Here is a 16546-nt window from a genome sequence, read left to right on the forward strand (position 1 = left end):
GCTCGGGAATGACTCAGGCTCTGGAATGACTCAGGCGTCGAAGGCCGTCGCCCGCGTCACCGGCTCCCACGCGGCGATCTCCGCGCGCACCGCGTCGAGATGCCCGACGACCGCGTCCACCGCGTCGTCGCCCAGCGGAAGCCGCAGCGGCGTCGCGTCGGCGTCGAGTGCGGCGATGATCGCGGCGGCGGCCTTCGCCGGGTCGCCCGGCTGGTCACCGTCGCCGCCCGCGACCATCTTGCGGGTGGCGCCCGCCGTCTCAACGTAGTCCGGTATCTCGACGGCGCCCGCGCTGGTGTTGCCGAACAGGCTGGTGCGGAACGCGCCGGGCTCCACGATCAGGACCTTGATGCCCAGCGGCCCCACTTCCTGGGCCAGCGCCTCGGAGATCCCCTCCAGGGCGAACTTGGTGCCGCTGTACGCCGAGAACCCGGCGAACGACATCTGCCCGCCCATGCTGCTCATCTGCACGATCGCCCCGGAGCGGCGGGCCCGCATGTGCGGAAGGACGGCGCGGGCCAGCGCCGCGGGGCCGAAGACGTGCACATCGAACAGGGCCCGCAGCTCGGCGTCCGAGTCCTCCTCCAGGGCGCCGACATGGCTGCGGCCCGCGTTGTTCACCAGGACGTCGATCCGTCCGTGGCGGTCGATGACGTCCCGCACCGCGGCCTCGATGCCCGCCGTGTCGGTCACGTCGAGGGTGAGCGCCTCGACCTGGTCGGGGTGGGCGGCGACCAGGTCGTCCAGGGGCGCCACATTGCGGGCGGTCGCCACGACGACGCCGCCGGCGGCGACGGCCGCCTCGGTGATCGCCCGGCCGAAGCCGCTGTTCGCACCCGTCACGAGCCATACCTTCGTCATCACGAACTCCCTGGAAATGTAACGGACTTGGCTGCTCTTCTCGGTACGCGGATCAGCTTGCCGCCGGGGCGAGTGGCCCGTCCAAGACCTGACGTGATAGCTGATGGTTATGGACGTACACAGCAGGAACCTCCGCTACTTCGCCGCGGTGGCACAGGAGTTGCACTTCACGCGGGCCGCCGAGCGGCTCTTCGTCTCGCAGCCCGCGCTGAGCAAGCAGATACGCATGCTGGAACGGCAGCTGGGCGCGGACCTGTTCGTGCGGGACCGCCGAGGGGTGCGGCTCACGGCGGTGGGTTCCGCGCTCCTTCCGCACGCCCAACAGGTCCTGGAAGTCTGGGAGTCGGGCATGGCGGCGGTGGAACGCGCCAAGACGCAGGAGCGGGCCACGCTCGTGGTCGGCATGAGCACGCGGCCGGGCCGCGGCGGTCTCCTTCCGGCCGTCCGGTCCCGCTTCACCGAGGCGCATCCGGCGGCCACCATCCGGCTGCGGCAGGTGAGTTGGGAGGATCCGAGCGCGGGCCTCGCGGGCGGCCGGGCGGATGCCGCGTTCATCTGGCTGCCGCTGTCCGACATGGAGCGCTACGCATGGCTCGTGGTCGCCGAGGAGCCGCGCCACGTCGCCCTGCCGGAGGATCACCGCCTCGCGGCCCGCGACGAGATCGACTTCGCCGACCTCCTGGACGAACCGTTCCTCGCGCTGCCCGAGAGCGCGGGAGCGCTGCGCGACTACTGGCTCGCCCTGGACGCCCGCGAGGGCAGGCCGCCGCGGATCGGCGCCGAGATCGCCGGCACCGACGAGACGTACGAGGCGCTGGTGGACGGCCGCGGCGTCTGTCTGGTCGCCACCGGCAACGCGCCCCTGATCACCCTCGGCGGCGTCGTCACCCGCCCGGTCCGCGGCATCACCCCCAGCCGCTTCGCCCTGGCCTGGCGCGCGGACGACCGGCGTCCGCTGGTGCGGGCGTACGTCACGGCCTGCAAGGGAGCGCTCGGCCCGGCGGCCCCCGGGGGAGCGCGGAGCTGAAGTTCCCACGGAGCTGAAGTCTCCCGCCGATTTCCTCTTTCCTCGTCAGCACCGTTGACCCCGCCGTAACACGCCCTTACCGTTTCGGCGTTCGAGATTACAGATGACGTACGAAATATCGAACGTCGCGTGTGGGGAGGCCCGTTGATGGAGAGCAGGGTGCTGCGCAAGGCGGCATGGCGGCTGTTGCCGTTTCTCGGCCTGCTGTATGTGATCGCCTACATCGACCGCTCGAACGTGGGCTTCGCGAAACTGGAGCTCCAGGCCGAACTGGGCGTCAGCGCAACGGCGTTCACCCTCGGGCAGGTCTTCTTCTTCACCGCGTACGCCCTGTTTGAGGTGCCCAGTAATCTGCTGCTCCACCGCGTCGGTGCGCACCGCTGGATCGCGCGGATCCTGCTGACCTGGGGCCTGGTCACGATCGCCACGACCCTCGTGCACAGCACCTGGCAGTTCTATCTCGCCCGGTTCGCGCTCGGCGCCGCCGAGGCCGGGTTCTTCCCCGGAGTGCTCTATTACCTCTCCCGCTGGTTCCCCGGCAGTCATCGCGGCCGCGCCATCGGCGCGTTCATGCTCGCCGCGCCGGTGTCCTTCATCGTCGGCAATCCGCTGATGGGCGTCCTCATGGACCTCGACGGGACGTGGGGGCTGACCGGCTGGCAGTGGGTGTTCCTCGCCACCGGCATCCCGGCCGTGCTGGTCGCCCCCGTCGTCCTGCTGCGCCTTCCCGCCGGGCCCGAGGACGCGGGCTGGCTGGCGCCGGACGAGCGGCGGTGGCTCACCGACGCCCTGGCCGCCGACCGCGCCGACGCGGGCGAGCAGCCGCGGCACACCCTCGGGGTCCTGCGCGACCGCCGCGTCCTGACCGCGGCCGTCTTCTTCCTGGCCTTCCCGCTCTCCACCTACGGCCTGTCCTTCTGGCTGCCCACGATCATCGACGGCTTCGGCGACCTGACGAGCACCGAGGTCGGCTTCGTCTCCGCGATTCCGTACGTGTGCGTCGCCGCGGGCCTGGTGATCGTGCCGCGCCTGGTGGCCCGCCGGGACACCCCCTACCTCTGGACCGCGGCGATGCTCGCCCTGACCGTCGCGGGGTTCACCGTCACCGCGCTCTTCGGCTCGCCCGTCGTGCAGATGCTCGGGCTGTGCGCGGCCGCCGTTGGCGGATACGCGGCACAGCCCGCCTTCTGGGCGCTGATCCCGCGCTTCCTTACGGGCGCCGCAGCGGCGGCCGGCATCGCAGCCGTCAACGCGGTCGGCAACCTCGGCGGCGGCTTCGGGCCGCTCGGCATCGCGGCGGTCGTCGACTCCACGGGCAGCGCCCTGACCGGCCTGCTCTTCCTCCTCGCGGTGGCGGTGCTCGGCCTGCTCGCCGTGCCGTTGCTGCGACGCGCCCTGAGCACGCCGCCGCCCGCCACGGCCTCGGCGGGCGTGCCGGCGGCCACCGAGAAGCTCACCTCGTAGAGCCCGATCCGCGATCCGTCCACCTCCCCAAGGAGTCGCATGAGCCGCAGTGATCTGCCCAGCCGCAGGGGTGTGCTGCGAGGGACCCTCGCCACCGGCGCCGTCATCGCCGCGCAGGGCATCGCCCAGGGCCCGGCCCACGCCGCGTCGGGGCCGCGTGCCCACCGCAATCCGCTCGTCGAACAGCGCGCCGACCCGCACATCCACCGGCACACCGACGGCCACTACTACTTCACGGCCACCGCACCCGAGTACGACCGCATCGTGCTGCGCCGCTCGCGCACCCTGCGGGGCCTCACGCAGGCCGACGAGTCCGTCATCTGGCGGCGGCACAGCAGCGGCGACATGGCCGCGCACATCTGGGCCCCGGAGCTCCACCGCGTCGACGGCGCCTGGTACGTCTACTTCGCCGCGGCCCCCGCCGACGACGTGTGGAAGATCCGCATCTGGGTCCTGGAGAACACCAACGCCGATCCCTTCAAGGGCAGTTGGACCGAGAAGGGGCAGATCGCCACCGCCTGGGACACCTTCTCCCTGGACGCCACCACCTTCACACACCGGGGCAGCCGCTACCTCGCCTGGGCGCAGCACGAGCCCGGACAGGACAACAACACTGGCGTCTTCCTGTCCCGGATGGCCAACCCCTGGACCCTGACGGGCCCTCAGATCCGGCTGACCACACCGGAGTACGACTGGGAGTGCGTCGGCTTCAAGGTGAACGAGGGGCCCTACGTCATCCAGCGCAACGGCCGGGTCTTCCTCACCTACTCGGCCTCCGCCACCGACTTCAACTACTGCGTCGGTCTGCTCACCGCCGACGACACGAGCGACCTCATGGACCCCGCCTCCTGGTCCAAGTCGCCCGCCCCGGTCTTCACCAGCAATGACACGACCGGCCAGTACGGTCCCGGCCACAACTGCTTCACGGTCGCCGAGGACGGCCGCACCGACGTCCTCGTCTACCACGCACGCCAGTACAAGGAGATCGAGGGCGACCCCCTGAACGACCCCAACCGCCACACCCGCATCCAGAAGCTCGGCTGGAAGGCCGACGGCACACCGGACTTCGGGGTCCCCGTGCCCGACGCCGGGTAGGGGCGCGGAGGCGGTGGCCGGGGTCGGGCCGAGCAGCCGTCGCACGCGGGCTCACACGACGATGACCCGGCGCCCGCGCGTGTGACCGGCTCGGCTGTCGACGTGCGCGGCGGCGGCCTCGGCGAGCGAATACGTCTTCTCGACCGGGATGTGGAGCTTTCCCCGCGAGATGAGGGCGGTGGCCTCGGTAAGGGCTTGGGGCACGCTCCCGGCCATGCCGGAGAATCGGACGCCGAACCGCGGCGCACCGAGATCGGCGATGGAGATCACCTTCTGCGGATCCCCGGTCAGCTCGACCAGCTCACGGATCACGCCCGAGCCGGCCAGATCGAGAGCCGCGTCGACCCGACCGCCGGCCACCAGCCGCCGCACCCGCTCGACCCAGCCCTCGCCGTACGTCGTGGCAAGGGCGCCCAGTCCGCGCAGGTAGTCCTGGTTCGCGGACCCGGCGGTGCCGATCACCGTGATGCCGCGATCGCGGGCGATCTGCAGCACCGCAGAGCCGACTCCCCCGGACGCGCCACTGACCAGCAGTGCCTGCCCGGACCGCACACCGACCTGGCGGATGACGCGCAGCGCGGTCTCCACCACGGAGGCGTATCCGGCCGCTTCCTCGAACGTCAGGCCCTCGGGCATACGGGCCCAGGCCGACAGCACCGCGAACTCGGCGTAGGTGCTCGATCCTTCGCCGAAGACATGGTCGCCGGCCTCGACCCCGTCGACGCCCGCGCCGACCTCGTCCACCACCCCGGCGGCGTCCAGGCCGACCCCGGCGGGCAACTCGATCGGACGGGACTCCTGGAACTGGCCCTCGCGGACCCTCCAGTCGTGGGCGTTCACGCCCGCCGCCCGCACGGCGATGCGTATCTGACCGGGGCCCGCGTGGGGCTCATCGGCGTCCACGAGTCGCAGAACCTCCGGACCGCCGAACTCGGCGAAGCTCACTTTCTTCATTTAGGGCTCCTTGTGGTTGCTGTGGCGGCAGTTGTCGCTGTCGTTGCTCATGCGTCGCCGAGCGACCATAACCCTAACGGTTAGTCTTTAACAACGGTTGCACTATTGCACCTGGTAGCCTGAGCAGGTGACCGTGCAGACCGGACGCCGTGAGCGCAAGAAGGCCGCGACCCGCCAGAAGATCGCCGACACCGCCCTGCGGCTTTTCCTGGAACGCGGGTACGACGTGGTGGGCATCCGTGACGTGGCCGCCGAGGCCGACGTGGCCGTCACCACGGTCTTCTCGCACTTCGCCTCGAAAGAGGCCCTGGTGTTCGAGCGGGACGACGACTTCGAGCAGCGCCTCACGCAGGCGGTCACCGACCGGGAACCGGGCGAGCCGCTCATCCCCGCGCTGCGCCACGAGATCCACGCCCTGGTGCGCCATTGCACGGCGGACAGCGCCGCCCCGATCTGGCGCATGATCGACGCGTCCCCCGCCCTGCGCGCGTACGAGGAATCGATGAGGCTGCGTCACGCGGAGTCGCTGGCAGCGGCCATGGCCGCCGATCCCGAACTGCCACTGACGGCAACGGCCGGTCGGGCGATCGCGAGGTTCGTGATCGACGCCCATGCGGTGGCCCGTGAGGCGGCCGATCCGCAGGGCGCGGTGGACGAGATCTTCCAGATGATCGAGGCGGCCTGGGAGGCCGGCCACCCCACGACGACTCAGGCCCGCATCACCAAGCGGTCCACGGCGGCGGTCCCGGAGGTGTAAGTCCCAGAGGTGTAGGGGACGGGCAGTCCGCCCGCCGCGCCCGACGGCAGCGTCTGTTCGAGAGCGCCTAGCAGCCGCTGCACATCGGCGGACGGGCGGACCACCAGGCGCAGAAAGCGACTTGAGCTGCCGATCTTGTTGCCGCACTCGCGGATCAGGATGCCGTGTTCCTCCAGGAGCCGGTCCCGCAGCTCGGCCCCGTCGACGCCGTCGGGGAGCCGGACGTACACGAAATTGCCGTGCGAGGGATAGGTGACGAGGCCGGGCAGGCGGGCCAGGTGCCAGATCATCTCCTGACGGTCGCGGCGTACCTGATGCAGGCTCAGGTCGTAGGCGTGGCGGTGCTGCTTCAGCATGAACACCACGGTCTCCGCGAAGGAGTTGAGGTTCCACTTCGGCAGCGCGGCGCGCACCTTGCCGGCCAGGCCCGGGTTGGCGACGAGATAGCCGAAGCGCACGCCGTGCAGCCCGAAGTTCTTGCCGAGGCTGCGCAGCACGATCACATTGGGGCGCAGCACCGCCTCGTCCACCACGGTCGGCTGCGGTTCGGCGTCGGCGAACTCCAGGAACGACTCGTCCACGACCACCAGGTCCAGGTCCTGCAGCGCGTCGAGCAGCGCGAGCACCGAGTGGCGCGGCAGCAGGCCGCCGTCCGGGTTGTTGGGGTTGCAGATGACGGCCGTGCGGGAGCCGCGGGCGCGTACGAAGTCGACGAAGGCCGCCGGGTCCAGGGCGAATCCGGCAGCCTGCGGCAGCGGGAACATGTCGACCCGCTTGCCGGTCTCCATCGGCTGATCGGTCCACCGCCCGAACGTCGGCACCGGGACGGCCAGCGCGTCACGGACCAGCAAGTGGTCGATCCAGGTGATGAGTTCGGTGGATCCGTTGCCCATCGCGACGGTCTGCGGATTGAGCCCGAGCACCGCGCTCAGCTCGGCGGTCACGGTGTCCGCGCTGCTCGGGTAGTACGTGAGGATGTCCCGAAGGCGGCCGCCGAGCTCGTCGAACATCTCGGGCGTGGGGAAGTACGGATTGCACGGGATGCAGAAGTCGATGAGCGGCCGCCCGCCCTCCGCCGCCCGGCTCAGCGTGGAGTACGAGGGGCTGTGCGCGCTGGACGCGCGAAAGAGGGCGGTGACGGTGCCCGCGTCTGCCATGGAGGTTGCCTCCGGGTGCTCCGGATGCTCCGGATGGGGGAAGTGCTGTCTCCCCTACATACGGACACGGGCCGGGGCTTGCTCAACCGGTGGGGCTGGAGGGGTGGTTGAGGTGTGCGGCCACGGCGGCTGGGGCCGTCGCCTCCTTCACCGGGAAGGTCAGCTTCATCGACAGATGGGCGAACGTTGGTGGACATGGGTGAGCCCCCGCCTCGTGAGGCGGGGGCTCATGCCAGGTGCTTAGAGGGCGCCGGAGGCCGAGATGGTGATCTTGGCCTTGGTGGCGCCGGACTGCGAGCCGAGGGCCTCGATCTTCTTGACGAGGGCCATGCTCTCCTCGTCGGCGACCTCACCGAACACGACGTGCTTGTTGTCCAGCCAGCTCGTGACGATCGTGGTGATGAAGAACTGCGAGCCGTTGGTGTTCGGGCCCGCGTTGGCCATCGAGAGCTGACCCGGCTTGGTGTGCTTGAGCGTGAAGTTCTCGTCGGCGAACTTCTCGCCGTAGATGCTCTTGCCGCCCGTGCCGTCGCCCCGGGTGAAGTCGCCGCCCTGGAGCATGAACTCCGGGATGACGCGGTGGAAGCTCGAGCCGGCGTAGCCGAAGCCCTTCTCGCCGGTGCAGAGCGCGCGGAAGTTCTCCGCGGTCTTCGGCACGACGTCGTCGAACAGGTTGAACGTGATCCGGCCCTCGGGCTGGTCATTGATGGTGATGTCGAAATAAGCCTGGATGGTCATGCGCCTCATCCTGTCATTGCCCTGTCCCCACCCGCCAACCGAACCCCCCGAAGAGCCCTCAGCGACCCCGGTGACCAGGCATGATGTCGTCGATCTTGATCCTCATGAAGGTGATCGAGTTCGCCGGGAAGGTGTACGAGAAGGCGTCCGACACCCCTTCGAGCGTCGATTCCACCGGTCTCACGGGGGTCGCGTCCTTGGTGTTCTCGGCGGCCGGGTCGGCGGCTAGGGTCGTCACCTTCGCGCTTGGCGCGACCCGTGCGCCCGTGCCGAGATCGATCTTGGTGCGGGCATCTGAGCCCTGAGCATTGACGACCTTGAGGATCACGTCACCCCTGGCCTTGTCGCGGGTGACGACCTGGCGGAACGGCTCGGCGGGCCTGTCGTCGGTGAAGGAGCCCCACTTCTTGCCGTCGAGGTAGAGCGTCACCTGGCGGCCGCGCACCTCCACGCGGAGGTCGTAGCTGCGGCCCGTCTCGATGGTCGTGGTGTCCTTGACCATGGTCTGCTTCGCGCCGTCGACGGTCTTCTCGACGGCCGACCGCGTGTTGTTCCAGCCGCCCAGGTTCCACCAGTAGTGGTTGCCGGTGTCCTTGACGCCGAAGGCGACCATGAAGCCCTCCTTGCCGGACTTCTTGGTGGCCTTCACGTTCAGGTCGTAGTTCCGCCAGCCCTTGTCGCCCGCCGTGACCAGGGTGTTCTCGGCGGCCTCGTCGGACTGGACGTACGCACCGTCCCGGACCGCCCAGCTGCCCTTGTCCGCCGCCCGGGTCCACCGGCCGTCACCGGCGGAGAAGTCGTCGGAGAGGAGTGTGCCGCCGTCCTCACCGGTGACCGACACATCGTCGTACGCCGCGCTGGTCGCCCAGGTGGACAGGCCGACGGCGCCGGTGATGGGCCCGGACGTGGCGGGGGTCGCGGAGGCCTTGGACGGCACCACCTCGTCGCCGACGTTGCGCATGAAGAGCTTCTGCGTCTCGTAGTTGGCCGAGCCCCAGGACTGGTCGTTGTCGAACCAGATCATGTTCGGCTGCCACTGCACGTAGTCCTCGTTGGCGAGCAGCGGGGCGTACGAGGCGAGCCTGACGATGTCGGCGTTGCGTTCAAGGCCGGTCATGTACGCCGCTTCGGAGAGGGCGTTGGAGAACTTGTTGCCCTGCGACGCGTACTCGCCGAGGAACACCTTCGGGCCCTGGCGGTCGTAGGAGTCGTAGCGGTCGTTGTTCTCCAGGAACCACTGCGGGCTGTTGTAGTAGTGCTCGTCGACCATCGCGACGTCCGCGTCGCGGTTGAGCTGCCAGGCCTTGTCGAAGGTCGAACCGCTGTCGTCGGGGCCGGAGTTGGAGATGACCGTGACGTCCGGGTACTTCGCCTCGATGGCCGCGCGGAACTCCTTGAAGCGGGCGAAGAACTCCTCCGGGAGGTTCTCCTCGTTGCCGACTTCGAGGTGGGTCAGGCGGAAGGGCTTCGGGTGGCCCATCGCCGCCCGCTTCTTGCCCCACTCGCTGGTCGCCGGGCCGTTGGCGAACTCGATGAGGTCCAGGGTGTCCTGGATGTGCCGCTCGAGCAGCGCCGGGTCGTCGGTGGCCTTGTTCTGGCCGCAGCCGGTCACCAGGGCGGGCACCACGGGCAGCGGCATGGCGCCGGTGTCCTCGGCGAACCGGAAGTACTCGTAGTAGCCGAGGCCATAACTCTGGTTGTAGCCCCAGAAGTTGGCGTTCGTGGCGCGCTGCTCGACCGGGCCGATGGTGTCCTTCCACTGGTAGGAGCGCTTGCGCTGCCAGCCGGACCGCTCGTCGTACGCCTCATGGGAGCCGGTGTTGACCAGGCAGCCGCCGGGGAAGCGCAGGAAGCCGGGCTGCAGATCGGCGATCTTCTGGGCGAGGTCCTTGCGCAGGCCGTTCGGGCGGCCCTTGTAGGTGTCGCGCGGGAAGAGGGAGATCTCGTCGAGGGCGACGGGTGCGCCCGACGCGACGGTGAGGCGCCCGGTGGCGGAGGTGCGGCCGGCGGTGAACACGGCCTCGTACTTCGCCCAGCCGCCGCGCGCGGTGACCCGGCGGGCCGGGGCGAGGTCGCCGGAGGCGTCGCGCAGGGTGAGGGTGAGCGGCGCGCTGTCCGCCGCGCCGGTGCGGGCCCAGACGGAGAAGCCGTAGCGCTTGCCCTTGGTGACCGCGATGCCGGTGTTGTAGCCGGAGTTGGTGACGGCCGAACCGCCCTCCAGGGAGAGGTAGTTGCGGTTACGGGCGTTGAGGCGGCCGTCGTCGTTCACCACCTCGGCGGAACCGGAACCGGATGTGTCCCACGAAGTCAGCGGCTTGTAGGACGTGTTGTCGGCGGTGCCGTACTCGAAAGAGCGGTTCTGGACCAGCTCGGCGTAGAGGCCGCCGTCCGCCGCGCGGTTGATGTCCTCGTAGAAGACGCCGTACATCGAGTCGTCGATCTTCGCGCCGGTGCGGGCCGGGTCGACGTCGATCGTGTAGTCGGTGGGTTCGGCCGCGGTGGTGGGTCCCGCGGCGAGCGTTCCGGCGAGCAGGGCTCCCAGGGTGAGCCCGAGTCTCCATCGTCTGCGTGCCATGCGTACCCCAGTCTCTGTGCGGTATGTCGAACACTGATCAATGGGTCGAACGGCAACTTAAGGAGCGGAGAGCGGTGCGTCAACGCATTGCGCAGGAAGTGGCCGAGGCGCGTCCCGGGGTTCGTGATGTCGAACAACTTCCGTGAAATTGACGGGACTTCGGAGGCCGTCGCGTCCGAACCGTCGACCGGTCCGGCCGGGCAGCAGCGGGCCGGGAAACGGCGGGACCTCATCGCTCCGGCGGGCGCCGGGCAGTGGTCTCCCGGGGGACGAGCCGATGGCTGAGCGTGGTGGCGGCAGCGCCATCGGTGGCGGTGCCCGGCGCGGACTCGATGATGTGGCGGGCGGCCAGGGAGCCCATCTCGTACAGCGGGAGGCTCACCGTGGTCAGGCCGACGTGCTGGGCGACCCTGAGGTCGTTGATGCCGGCGACGGAGATCTCGCCCGGTACGTCGATGCCCGCCTGACGCAGGGCGCCGAGCGCACCGACCGCGACCTCGTCGTTGGCCGCGAGTACGGCATCGGGCAGCGGCCGGCGTGCGATGAGGCGCAGGGTCGCGGTGTGACCGGCCTCGTAGTCGAAACCGCCCGGCACGCAGTGCGCGCCGCTGCCGAGTCCTGCCTCGCGCATACGGGCGATGAAGCCCTCCCTGCGCTGCCGGGTGACGGTCATGCCGGCCGGACCCTCGATGAACGCGATCCGGCGGTGACCGAGCGCGACGAGGTGGTCCGTGATGTCGTGGGCGGCGGCGTGGTTGTCGACGGTGACGGTCGGGCAGCCGAGGTCGCGGTCGGCGAGTGACACGGCCCGGATGCCCTGCTCCTGCGCCTGGCGGACCGCCTTGAGCAGGGCCGGTCGCTGCGGGTCGTCGACGTAACCGCTGCCCGCGAAGATCACTCCCGCGGCGCGGTAGTCCCGCATCGCCTGCAGCCGGCTGATCTCCGTGGCGGTGCTCCGGTCGACGTTGGACAGCATGGTCACGTAGCCGGCCCGGGTCGCCACGTCGTCCACGCCACGGGCGATCACGGCGAAGTACGGGTTGACGATGTCGCTCACCAGAACGCCCATGAGGCGGCTGTTGGGCGAGACCATGGCCCGCGCCAGGGCGCTGGGCGAGTAGTCCAGCTTCTCGGCGGCCGCGACGACCTTGGCGCGTGTCTTCGCCGAGACGGGATGGTCGGACCCGCTCAGCACCCGCGATGCGGTGGCCACGGCCACCCCCGCCGCCCGGGCGACATCCACCAGTGACGTCATGGCCCACCTCCACGGGAAACGTTTGCCTCAACATGGCACAGGACGCCGCAGGTTGGCAACGGTGTCCGGCAACTCCCAGGCCAATGACCTGAGTTGACCTCTTGACGATTGCCCGTTCCGGCTCGCTACCATCCGAGGAAGGAAGACGTTTTCCTAGGCGATGACCTTGGAGAACGTACGAGAACAAGCAGGCGACCGAAGCAAGTACGGAAGCAAGTGGAGGAGAACGAAGGGGGAGATCATGCACGTCTGGACTCGCGCGAAACGGCTCGCCGCTGTCGCGCTCCTGTCCGTCGTCACCGCGACCGCCTGTGGCGGCCCGGGCACCCACATCCGCGCGGACGGGAAGCTCTCGTTCACCGTGGCGCTCATCGAACCGGACCTCACGACCGTGCCGCTCCTGGCGGCCGTCGACACCCTCCGCGACCAGGGCCACGAGGTCGATGTCGTGGAACTGGCAGAACCGGAACTGGCCGTCGAGGGGCTGGCCAAGGGCGACTACGCGATCTCCGCCGAGGCGACGGGCCCGGCGCTGAGCGCCATCGAACAGGACGCCCCCATCAAGATCATCGCCGATGTCGTCGGCAACCAGTGGGCGCTGTACGGCAGGTCCGCCGTCTCGTCCTGCGACGACCTGAACGGACGCCCGTTCGGGATCTTCAGCGAGGGCGCGGTGGCGACCGCCATCGCCAAGGACTGGGTGGCCGCCGAGTGCGGTGCGGGCAAGCGCCCCGACTACCTCACGATCGGCGGCTCGGACGTGCGCGCACAGGCCCTCGCCTCGGGGGAGATCGACGCGACGCCGCTGGAGATCTCCGACGCGGTCGCCCTGGAGTCGTCGGGCGCCTCCGGGCTCACCAAGGTCGTCGACTTCGCCGAGAGCCTGCCGGACCTGCATCCGCAGACCGTGTACGCGAACGCCGCGTTCCTGACCCGACACCGCGAGGTGGCCCAGGAGTTCGTCACCGCCTTGGTGCGGGAGCACGGCAGGATCAACGCCGATCCGCGGCACCTGGTGGCCCTGGTGAAGAAGTACCTGCCGGAGGAGGACCAGGAGGACGTGGCCACGACCGCACGGCGCTACCGCGACGCGAAGCTCTTCGACGCGGCGGCGCTGACGCGGCGCAACGTCCAGGGCACCATCGACTTCTTCGCCCGCGCCGGCGTGATCGAACGGGGGATGACCACGCGGGACGCGGCCGACCTCAGCTTCATCGAGGGGGCGTCATGACGGTTCATCAGGGAGGCATCGCGACGGCAGCCGTGGCGGCACGCCGGCGGATCCTGGACGCCAACTGGCCCTACCAGCTCCTCACGTTCGCGCTCTTCGCCGCGGCCTGGGAGCTCTACGCCCGCGAACGGGGCGGCCTGCTGCTTCCGGGCTTCGCCGAGACGGTCCGGGCCACGGTCGGGCTTCTCGCCGACGCGGAGCTGTGGCGTGCCCTGTACGTCAGCAACCAGGCGCTCGTGCTGGGCTTCGGCCTCGCCCTCGTCGTCGGTGTCCCGGCGGGCATCCTCCTCGGCCGGTTCCGGCTGCTGGAGCGGTACACGGACGTCTACCTCAACATCCTCCTCGTCACGCCGATGGCCGCGATCATTCCGCTGCTCGTGATGTCGGTGGGCGTGGGTCTGGCCTCGCGGGTCCTTCTGGTCACGGTCTTCTCGGTCGTGATGGTGGTCGTGAACTGCCGGACCGGCGTACGGCAGGTGGACCCCTCGCTGATCGAGATGGCCCGCTCCTTCGGCGCCGGAGAGAGGCGGATCTGGACCCGGATCCTGCTGCCGGGTGCCCTCCCCGCGATCATGACCGGCGCCCGGCTCGGCATCGGCCGCGCGGTCACCGGCATGGTCATCGTCGAACTGCTCATGGTCTCCGACGGGTTGGGCGGGCTGATCCTGAGGTACCGCGGCCTGCTCAAGGCGCCGCAGCTCTACGGCACCGTCGTGATCATCCTGGCGGAGGCGCTGCTCCTGATCTCCCTCGCCCGGTGGGGCGAACGCAAGCTGACCCGATGGGCACGGACACAGACGGCAGGAGGCGCTCGATGATCACGATCCGAGGACTGGGCAAGAGCTTCGTCGGACAGGACGGCACCACTGTCCAGGCGCTGCGGGGCGTCGACCTGGAGGTGGCCGCCAATGAGTTCCTGACCGTGCTCGGTCCCAGCGGCTGTGGCAAGACCACCCTGCTGAAGGCCGTCGCCGGGCTCACCCCCTGGGACACCGGCGACATCCTCATCGACGGCGCACCGGTGCGCGGCCCCGGCCCCGACCGCAGCGTGGTCTTCCAGAACTTCGCGCTGCTGCCGTGGGCGACCGTCCTCGACAACGTCGCCTTCGGTCTGCGGATGCGCGGTGTCGGCCGGGCAGAACGCGAGGAACGCGCCCGCTCGTTGATCGGGACGGTGGGCCTCGCGGGCTTCGAGAGCAAGTTGCCCGGCGAGTTGTCCGGCGGCATGCAGCAACGCGTGGGCATCGCACGGGCCTTGGCGGTGGAGCCCCAAGTCCTGCTCATGGACGAGCCGTTCGGAGCGGTGGACGAGCAGACCCGGCGCCTGCTGCAGGAGGAGCTCCTGTCGCTCTGGGAGGAACACCGGCTGACCGTCGTGTTCATCACCCACAGCATGGCGGAGGCCGTGCTCCTCGGCGACCGCGTCGTCCTGATGAGCGCCCGGCCCGGGCGGATAGCGGACATCGTGCCCGTGGACCTGCCCCGGCCGCGCTCCGGCGACGTCGGCTCCCTGGAACGGTCCGGCAGGTACATCGAGATCACGGCGTACCTCTGGGACCGGCTCCGCGAGATGCACACGGAGCACCGCCCGTCGAAGGCGGTCCGGTGAAGGCGCCGGCCGCACCGATCAGCCTCGCCGTCGGCGCCGCCGCCTGGGAGCTGACCGGGCGCCTTGCGGGTGCCTCGTTCTTCCCGCCGCTGAGCACGGTCCTTGCCCGGCTGCGTGAGCTTGCGGCGGACGGACTGATCTACGCCGGCTTGCGCGACAGCCTGGTCAACCTAGCCCTGGGGTTCGCCGTTTCCCTCGTCGCGGGGCTCGGCATCGGCATGGCCATGGGCCGCTCACGAAAGGTCGAGGCGGCGCTCGGTGTGTATGTGTACGCGCTGCTCACGGCCCCGTCGCTGGTCTTCGCGCCGGTCTTCTTCGCCCTACTTGGCGCGGGCCGCGCCTCGATCGTCGCGGTGGTGGTCATGTACGCGATGTTCGTCATCATCGTGAACACGGCGTCGGCCGTGCAGTCCGCCCCCGCGCACCTGGTGGAGATGGCGCGCTCCTACGGCGCGGGCGAGGGGCAGGTGCTGCTGCGCGTCGTGCTGCCGGCCGCCGCTCCCATGATCCTGGCCGGGGTGCGGCTCGGTGTCGGCCGCGCCGTCACCGGGATGATCAACGGCGAGATGTTCATCGCCGTCGTCGGCCTGGGGCACGTCGTCACCGAGGCGGGCGGGCGCTTCGACAGCGCGGGCGTCCTCGCCGTGCTCCTGGTCGTGATCGCGGTCGCGCTCACGGCCACCGCACTGGTCCAGGCCGTCGACCGCAGGGTCACCCGTTGGGTTCCGAAGACGTCGAGGGGATTGCGATGACCGCCCGCAAGCTGGATGCGTACAGCCACATCCTGCCCGCGCCGTACTTCGCGCGCATGCGTGAGCTCGCCGTCGACACGGGCGCCCTCAAGCGGTGGCTCGACCTGCCCGCGCTGCACGATCTCGACGCGCGACTGCGGATGATGGACGAGTTCGGCGACGGCTACCAGCAGGTGCTCACCCTGTCGTCGCCGCCGGTCGAACTGCTCGCGGGACCGTCTCAGTCCCCGGCTCTGGCGCGGCTCGCCAACACGTCGATGGAGCAGCTGTGCGAGCGCCACCCTGACAGATTCCCGGCGTTCGTGGCCGCCCTGCCGATGAACGATCCCGATGCCGCGCTCGTCGAACTCGCCTTCGCCATAGACGACTTGGGTGCACGCGGAGTGCAGGTGTTCACCAACGTCAACGGCAGGCCGCTGGACGACCCGGACTTCCGGGCCGTGTTCGCCGAGATGGCGGCGCGTGACCTGCCGGTCTGGATGCACCCGACCCGCGGCGCCGCCTTCGCCGACTACGCCACCGAGGACACCTCCGCGTACGAGATCTGGTGGGCGCTCGGCTGGCCCTACGAGACCAGCGTCGCCATGGCCCGGCTCGTCTTCTCCGGCCTCCTCGAGCGGCACCCGGACATCAAGATCATCACCCACCATCTGGGAGCGATGATCCCCTACCTGGAAGGCAGGATCGGCCTGGGCTGGAGCGACCAGCTCGGCAGCCGCACGGCCGGCGAGGAGTACGAACGGCTGCGCCGCGAGCGGTTGCCGAAGCGGCCGCTGGACTACTTCCGTCGCTTCTACGCCGACACGGCGTTGTCGGGCTCCGCCATCGGCACCCGGTGCGGCCTGGACTTCTTCGGCGCCGAGCACGTCCTGTTCGGCACCGACTGCCCGTTCGACCCTGAGGGGGGACCCCTGTACATCCGCGAGACGATCCGCGTCATCGACGCGCTTGACCTCACGGACGCCGCACGCGACCAGATCTACCACCGCAACATCCGGCGTCTGATGCGGCTGCCTGACGGAGGGGCGTGACGAAGGAGGGCTGACGGAGAGGGCCTGACGAAGGGGCGTG

The 16546-nt window shown here is 69.9% G+C and carries 15 protein-coding genes; 9 read left to right on the plus strand and 6 right to left on the minus strand.

Features of this window, described 5'->3' with window-relative positions:
- Positions 1-30: 30 nt before the first annotated feature.
- Positions 31-861 carry an oxidoreductase gene (locus OG453_RS20950; protein ID WP_266869508.1) on the minus strand — a complete coding sequence of 277 codons (831 nt, stop codon included), beginning with the start codon at positions 859-861 and terminating at the stop codon, positions 31-33.
- A 103-nt stretch (positions 862-964) separates the two neighbouring features.
- On the opposite strand from OG453_RS20950, the gene OG453_RS20955 reads away from it, so the two are divergent.
- The 3 genes from OG453_RS20955 to OG453_RS20965 all read left to right on the plus strand — a co-directional run bounded on the left by OG453_RS20955 (position 965) and on the right by OG453_RS20965 (position 4447).
- A complete protein-coding gene (locus OG453_RS20955; protein ID WP_266869509.1) occupies positions 965-1888 on the plus strand; it encodes a LysR family transcriptional regulator in 924 nt (307 codons plus the stop codon).
- 147 nt (positions 1889-2035) lie between these two features.
- The gene (locus tag OG453_RS20960; protein ID WP_266869510.1) at positions 2036-3352 is read left to right on the plus strand and encodes an MFS transporter; all 1317 of its coding nucleotides are present in this window, start codon (positions 2036-2038) and stop codon (positions 3350-3352) included.
- Positions 3353-3391: 39 nt separating this feature from the next.
- Positions 3392-4447 (plus strand): glycoside hydrolase family 43 protein, encoded by a 1056-nt coding sequence (locus OG453_RS20965; RefSeq protein WP_266869511.1) that lies wholly within the window; start codon positions 3392-3394, stop codon positions 4445-4447.
- A gap of 51 nt (positions 4448-4498) precedes the next feature.
- Here OG453_RS20965 and OG453_RS20970 read toward each other — a convergent pair whose 3' ends face one another.
- The gene (locus OG453_RS20970; RefSeq protein ID WP_266869512.1) at positions 4499-5401 is read right to left on the minus strand and encodes an NADP-dependent oxidoreductase; all 903 of its coding nucleotides are present in this window, start codon (positions 5399-5401) and stop codon (positions 4499-4501) included.
- Between the two features lie 127 nt (positions 5402-5528).
- Between OG453_RS20970 and OG453_RS20975 the strand changes: the two genes are divergently transcribed.
- Positions 5529-6158 carry a TetR/AcrR family transcriptional regulator gene (locus tag OG453_RS20975; RefSeq protein ID WP_266869513.1) on the plus strand — a complete coding sequence of 210 codons (630 nt, stop codon included), beginning with the start codon at positions 5529-5531 and terminating at the stop codon, positions 6156-6158.
- Here OG453_RS20975 and OG453_RS20980 read toward each other — a convergent pair.
- The 4 genes from OG453_RS20980 to OG453_RS20995 form a co-directional block, all read right to left on the minus strand.
- Positions 6110-7315: a histidinol-phosphate transaminase gene (locus OG453_RS20980; RefSeq protein ID WP_323178645.1), complete on the minus strand. Its 1206-nt coding sequence runs from the start codon at positions 7313-7315 to the stop codon at positions 6110-6112. The genes OG453_RS20975 and OG453_RS20980 overlap by 49 nt on opposite strands.
- 240 nt (positions 7316-7555) lie before the next feature.
- Positions 7556-8053 (minus strand): peptidylprolyl isomerase, encoded by a 498-nt coding sequence (locus OG453_RS20985; RefSeq protein ID WP_266869514.1) that lies wholly within the window; start codon positions 8051-8053, stop codon positions 7556-7558.
- A gap of 58 nt (positions 8054-8111) precedes the next feature.
- Positions 8112-10628, minus strand: a complete 2517-nt coding sequence (locus tag OG453_RS20990; RefSeq protein WP_266869516.1) for an alpha-L-arabinofuranosidase C-terminal domain-containing protein — start codon at positions 10626-10628, stop codon at positions 8112-8114.
- 229 nt (positions 10629-10857) lie between these two features.
- Positions 10858-11883 (minus strand): LacI family DNA-binding transcriptional regulator, encoded by a 1026-nt coding sequence (locus tag OG453_RS20995; RefSeq protein ID WP_266869517.1) that lies wholly within the window; start codon positions 11881-11883, stop codon positions 10858-10860.
- Positions 11884-12124: 241 nt separating this feature from the next.
- On the opposite strand from OG453_RS20995, the gene OG453_RS21000 reads away from it, so the two are divergent.
- From OG453_RS21000 to OG453_RS21020, 5 genes are read left to right on the plus strand one after another with little or no spacing between them, the layout of a single operon-like run.
- Positions 12125-13114 carry an ABC transporter substrate-binding protein gene (locus tag OG453_RS21000; protein ID WP_266869518.1) on the plus strand — a complete coding sequence of 330 codons (990 nt, stop codon included), beginning with the start codon at positions 12125-12127 and terminating at the stop codon, positions 13112-13114.
- Entirely contained in the window at positions 13111-13932 is an 822-nt protein-coding gene (locus OG453_RS21005) for an ABC transporter permease (protein ID WP_266869519.1), read from the plus strand. The genes OG453_RS21000 and OG453_RS21005 overlap by 4 nt, the downstream gene beginning before the upstream one ends.
- The gene (locus OG453_RS21010) at positions 13929-14723 is read left to right on the plus strand and encodes an ABC transporter ATP-binding protein (protein ID WP_266869520.1); all 795 of its coding nucleotides are present in this window, start codon (positions 13929-13931) and stop codon (positions 14721-14723) included. The genes OG453_RS21005 and OG453_RS21010 overlap by 4 nt, the downstream gene beginning before the upstream one ends.
- Positions 14720-15475 carry an ABC transporter permease gene (locus tag OG453_RS21015; RefSeq protein WP_266869521.1) on the plus strand — a complete coding sequence of 252 codons (756 nt, stop codon included), beginning with the start codon at positions 14720-14722 and terminating at the stop codon, positions 15473-15475. Before OG453_RS21010 ends, OG453_RS21015 begins: the two co-directional genes overlap by 4 nt.
- On the plus strand, positions 15472-16506 hold the full coding sequence (locus OG453_RS21020) for an amidohydrolase family protein (protein WP_266869523.1): 1035 nt from the start codon (positions 15472-15474) through the stop codon (positions 16504-16506). The genes OG453_RS21015 and OG453_RS21020 overlap by 4 nt, the downstream gene beginning before the upstream one ends.
- The last annotated feature ends 40 nt before the right edge of the window (positions 16507-16546 follow it).

The organism is Streptomyces sp. NBC_01381 (genome assembly GCF_026340305.1).
Classification (GTDB): domain Bacteria; phylum Actinomycetota; class Actinomycetes; order Streptomycetales; family Streptomycetaceae; genus Streptomyces.

What these genes read in the sequence shown, in the direction of transcription:
- OG453_RS21005 (WP_266869519.1), top strand. Translation starts at nt 13,111, where the DNA reads ATGACGGTTCATCAGGGAGGCATCGCGACGGCAGCCGTGGCGGCACGC.
- OG453_RS20985 (WP_266869514.1), bottom strand. Translation starts at nt 8,053, where the DNA reads ATGACCATCCAGGCTTATTTCGACATCACCATCAATGACCAGCCCGAG.
- OG453_RS20980 (WP_323178645.1), bottom strand. Translation starts at nt 7,315, where the DNA reads ATGGCAGACGCGGGCACCGTCACCGCCCTCTTTCGCGCGTCCAGCGCG.
- OG453_RS20950 (WP_266869508.1), bottom strand. Translation starts at nt 861, where the DNA reads ATGACGAAGGTATGGCTCGTGACGGGTGCGAACAGCGGCTTCGGCCGG.
- OG453_RS21000 (WP_266869518.1), top strand. Translation starts at nt 12,125, where the DNA reads ATGCACGTCTGGACTCGCGCGAAACGGCTCGCCGCTGTCGCGCTCCTG.
- OG453_RS20995 (WP_266869517.1), bottom strand. Translation starts at nt 11,883, where the DNA reads ATGACGTCACTGGTGGATGTCGCCCGGGCGGCGGGGGTGGCCGTGGCC.
- OG453_RS20960 (WP_266869510.1), top strand. Translation starts at nt 2,036, where the DNA reads ATGGAGAGCAGGGTGCTGCGCAAGGCGGCATGGCGGCTGTTGCCGTTT.
- OG453_RS20965 (WP_266869511.1), top strand. Translation starts at nt 3,392, where the DNA reads ATGAGCCGCAGTGATCTGCCCAGCCGCAGGGGTGTGCTGCGAGGGACC.
- OG453_RS21010 (WP_266869520.1), top strand. Translation starts at nt 13,929, where the DNA reads ATGATCACGATCCGAGGACTGGGCAAGAGCTTCGTCGGACAGGACGGC.
- OG453_RS20970 (WP_266869512.1), bottom strand. Translation starts at nt 5,401, where the DNA reads ATGAAGAAAGTGAGCTTCGCCGAGTTCGGCGGTCCGGAGGTTCTGCGA.
- OG453_RS20990 (WP_266869516.1), bottom strand. Translation starts at nt 10,628, where the DNA reads ATGGCACGCAGACGATGGAGACTCGGGCTCACCCTGGGAGCCCTGCTC.
- OG453_RS21020 (WP_266869523.1), top strand. Translation starts at nt 15,472, where the DNA reads ATGACCGCCCGCAAGCTGGATGCGTACAGCCACATCCTGCCCGCGCCG.
- OG453_RS20955 (WP_266869509.1), top strand. Translation starts at nt 965, where the DNA reads ATGGTTATGGACGTACACAGCAGGAACCTCCGCTACTTCGCCGCGGTG.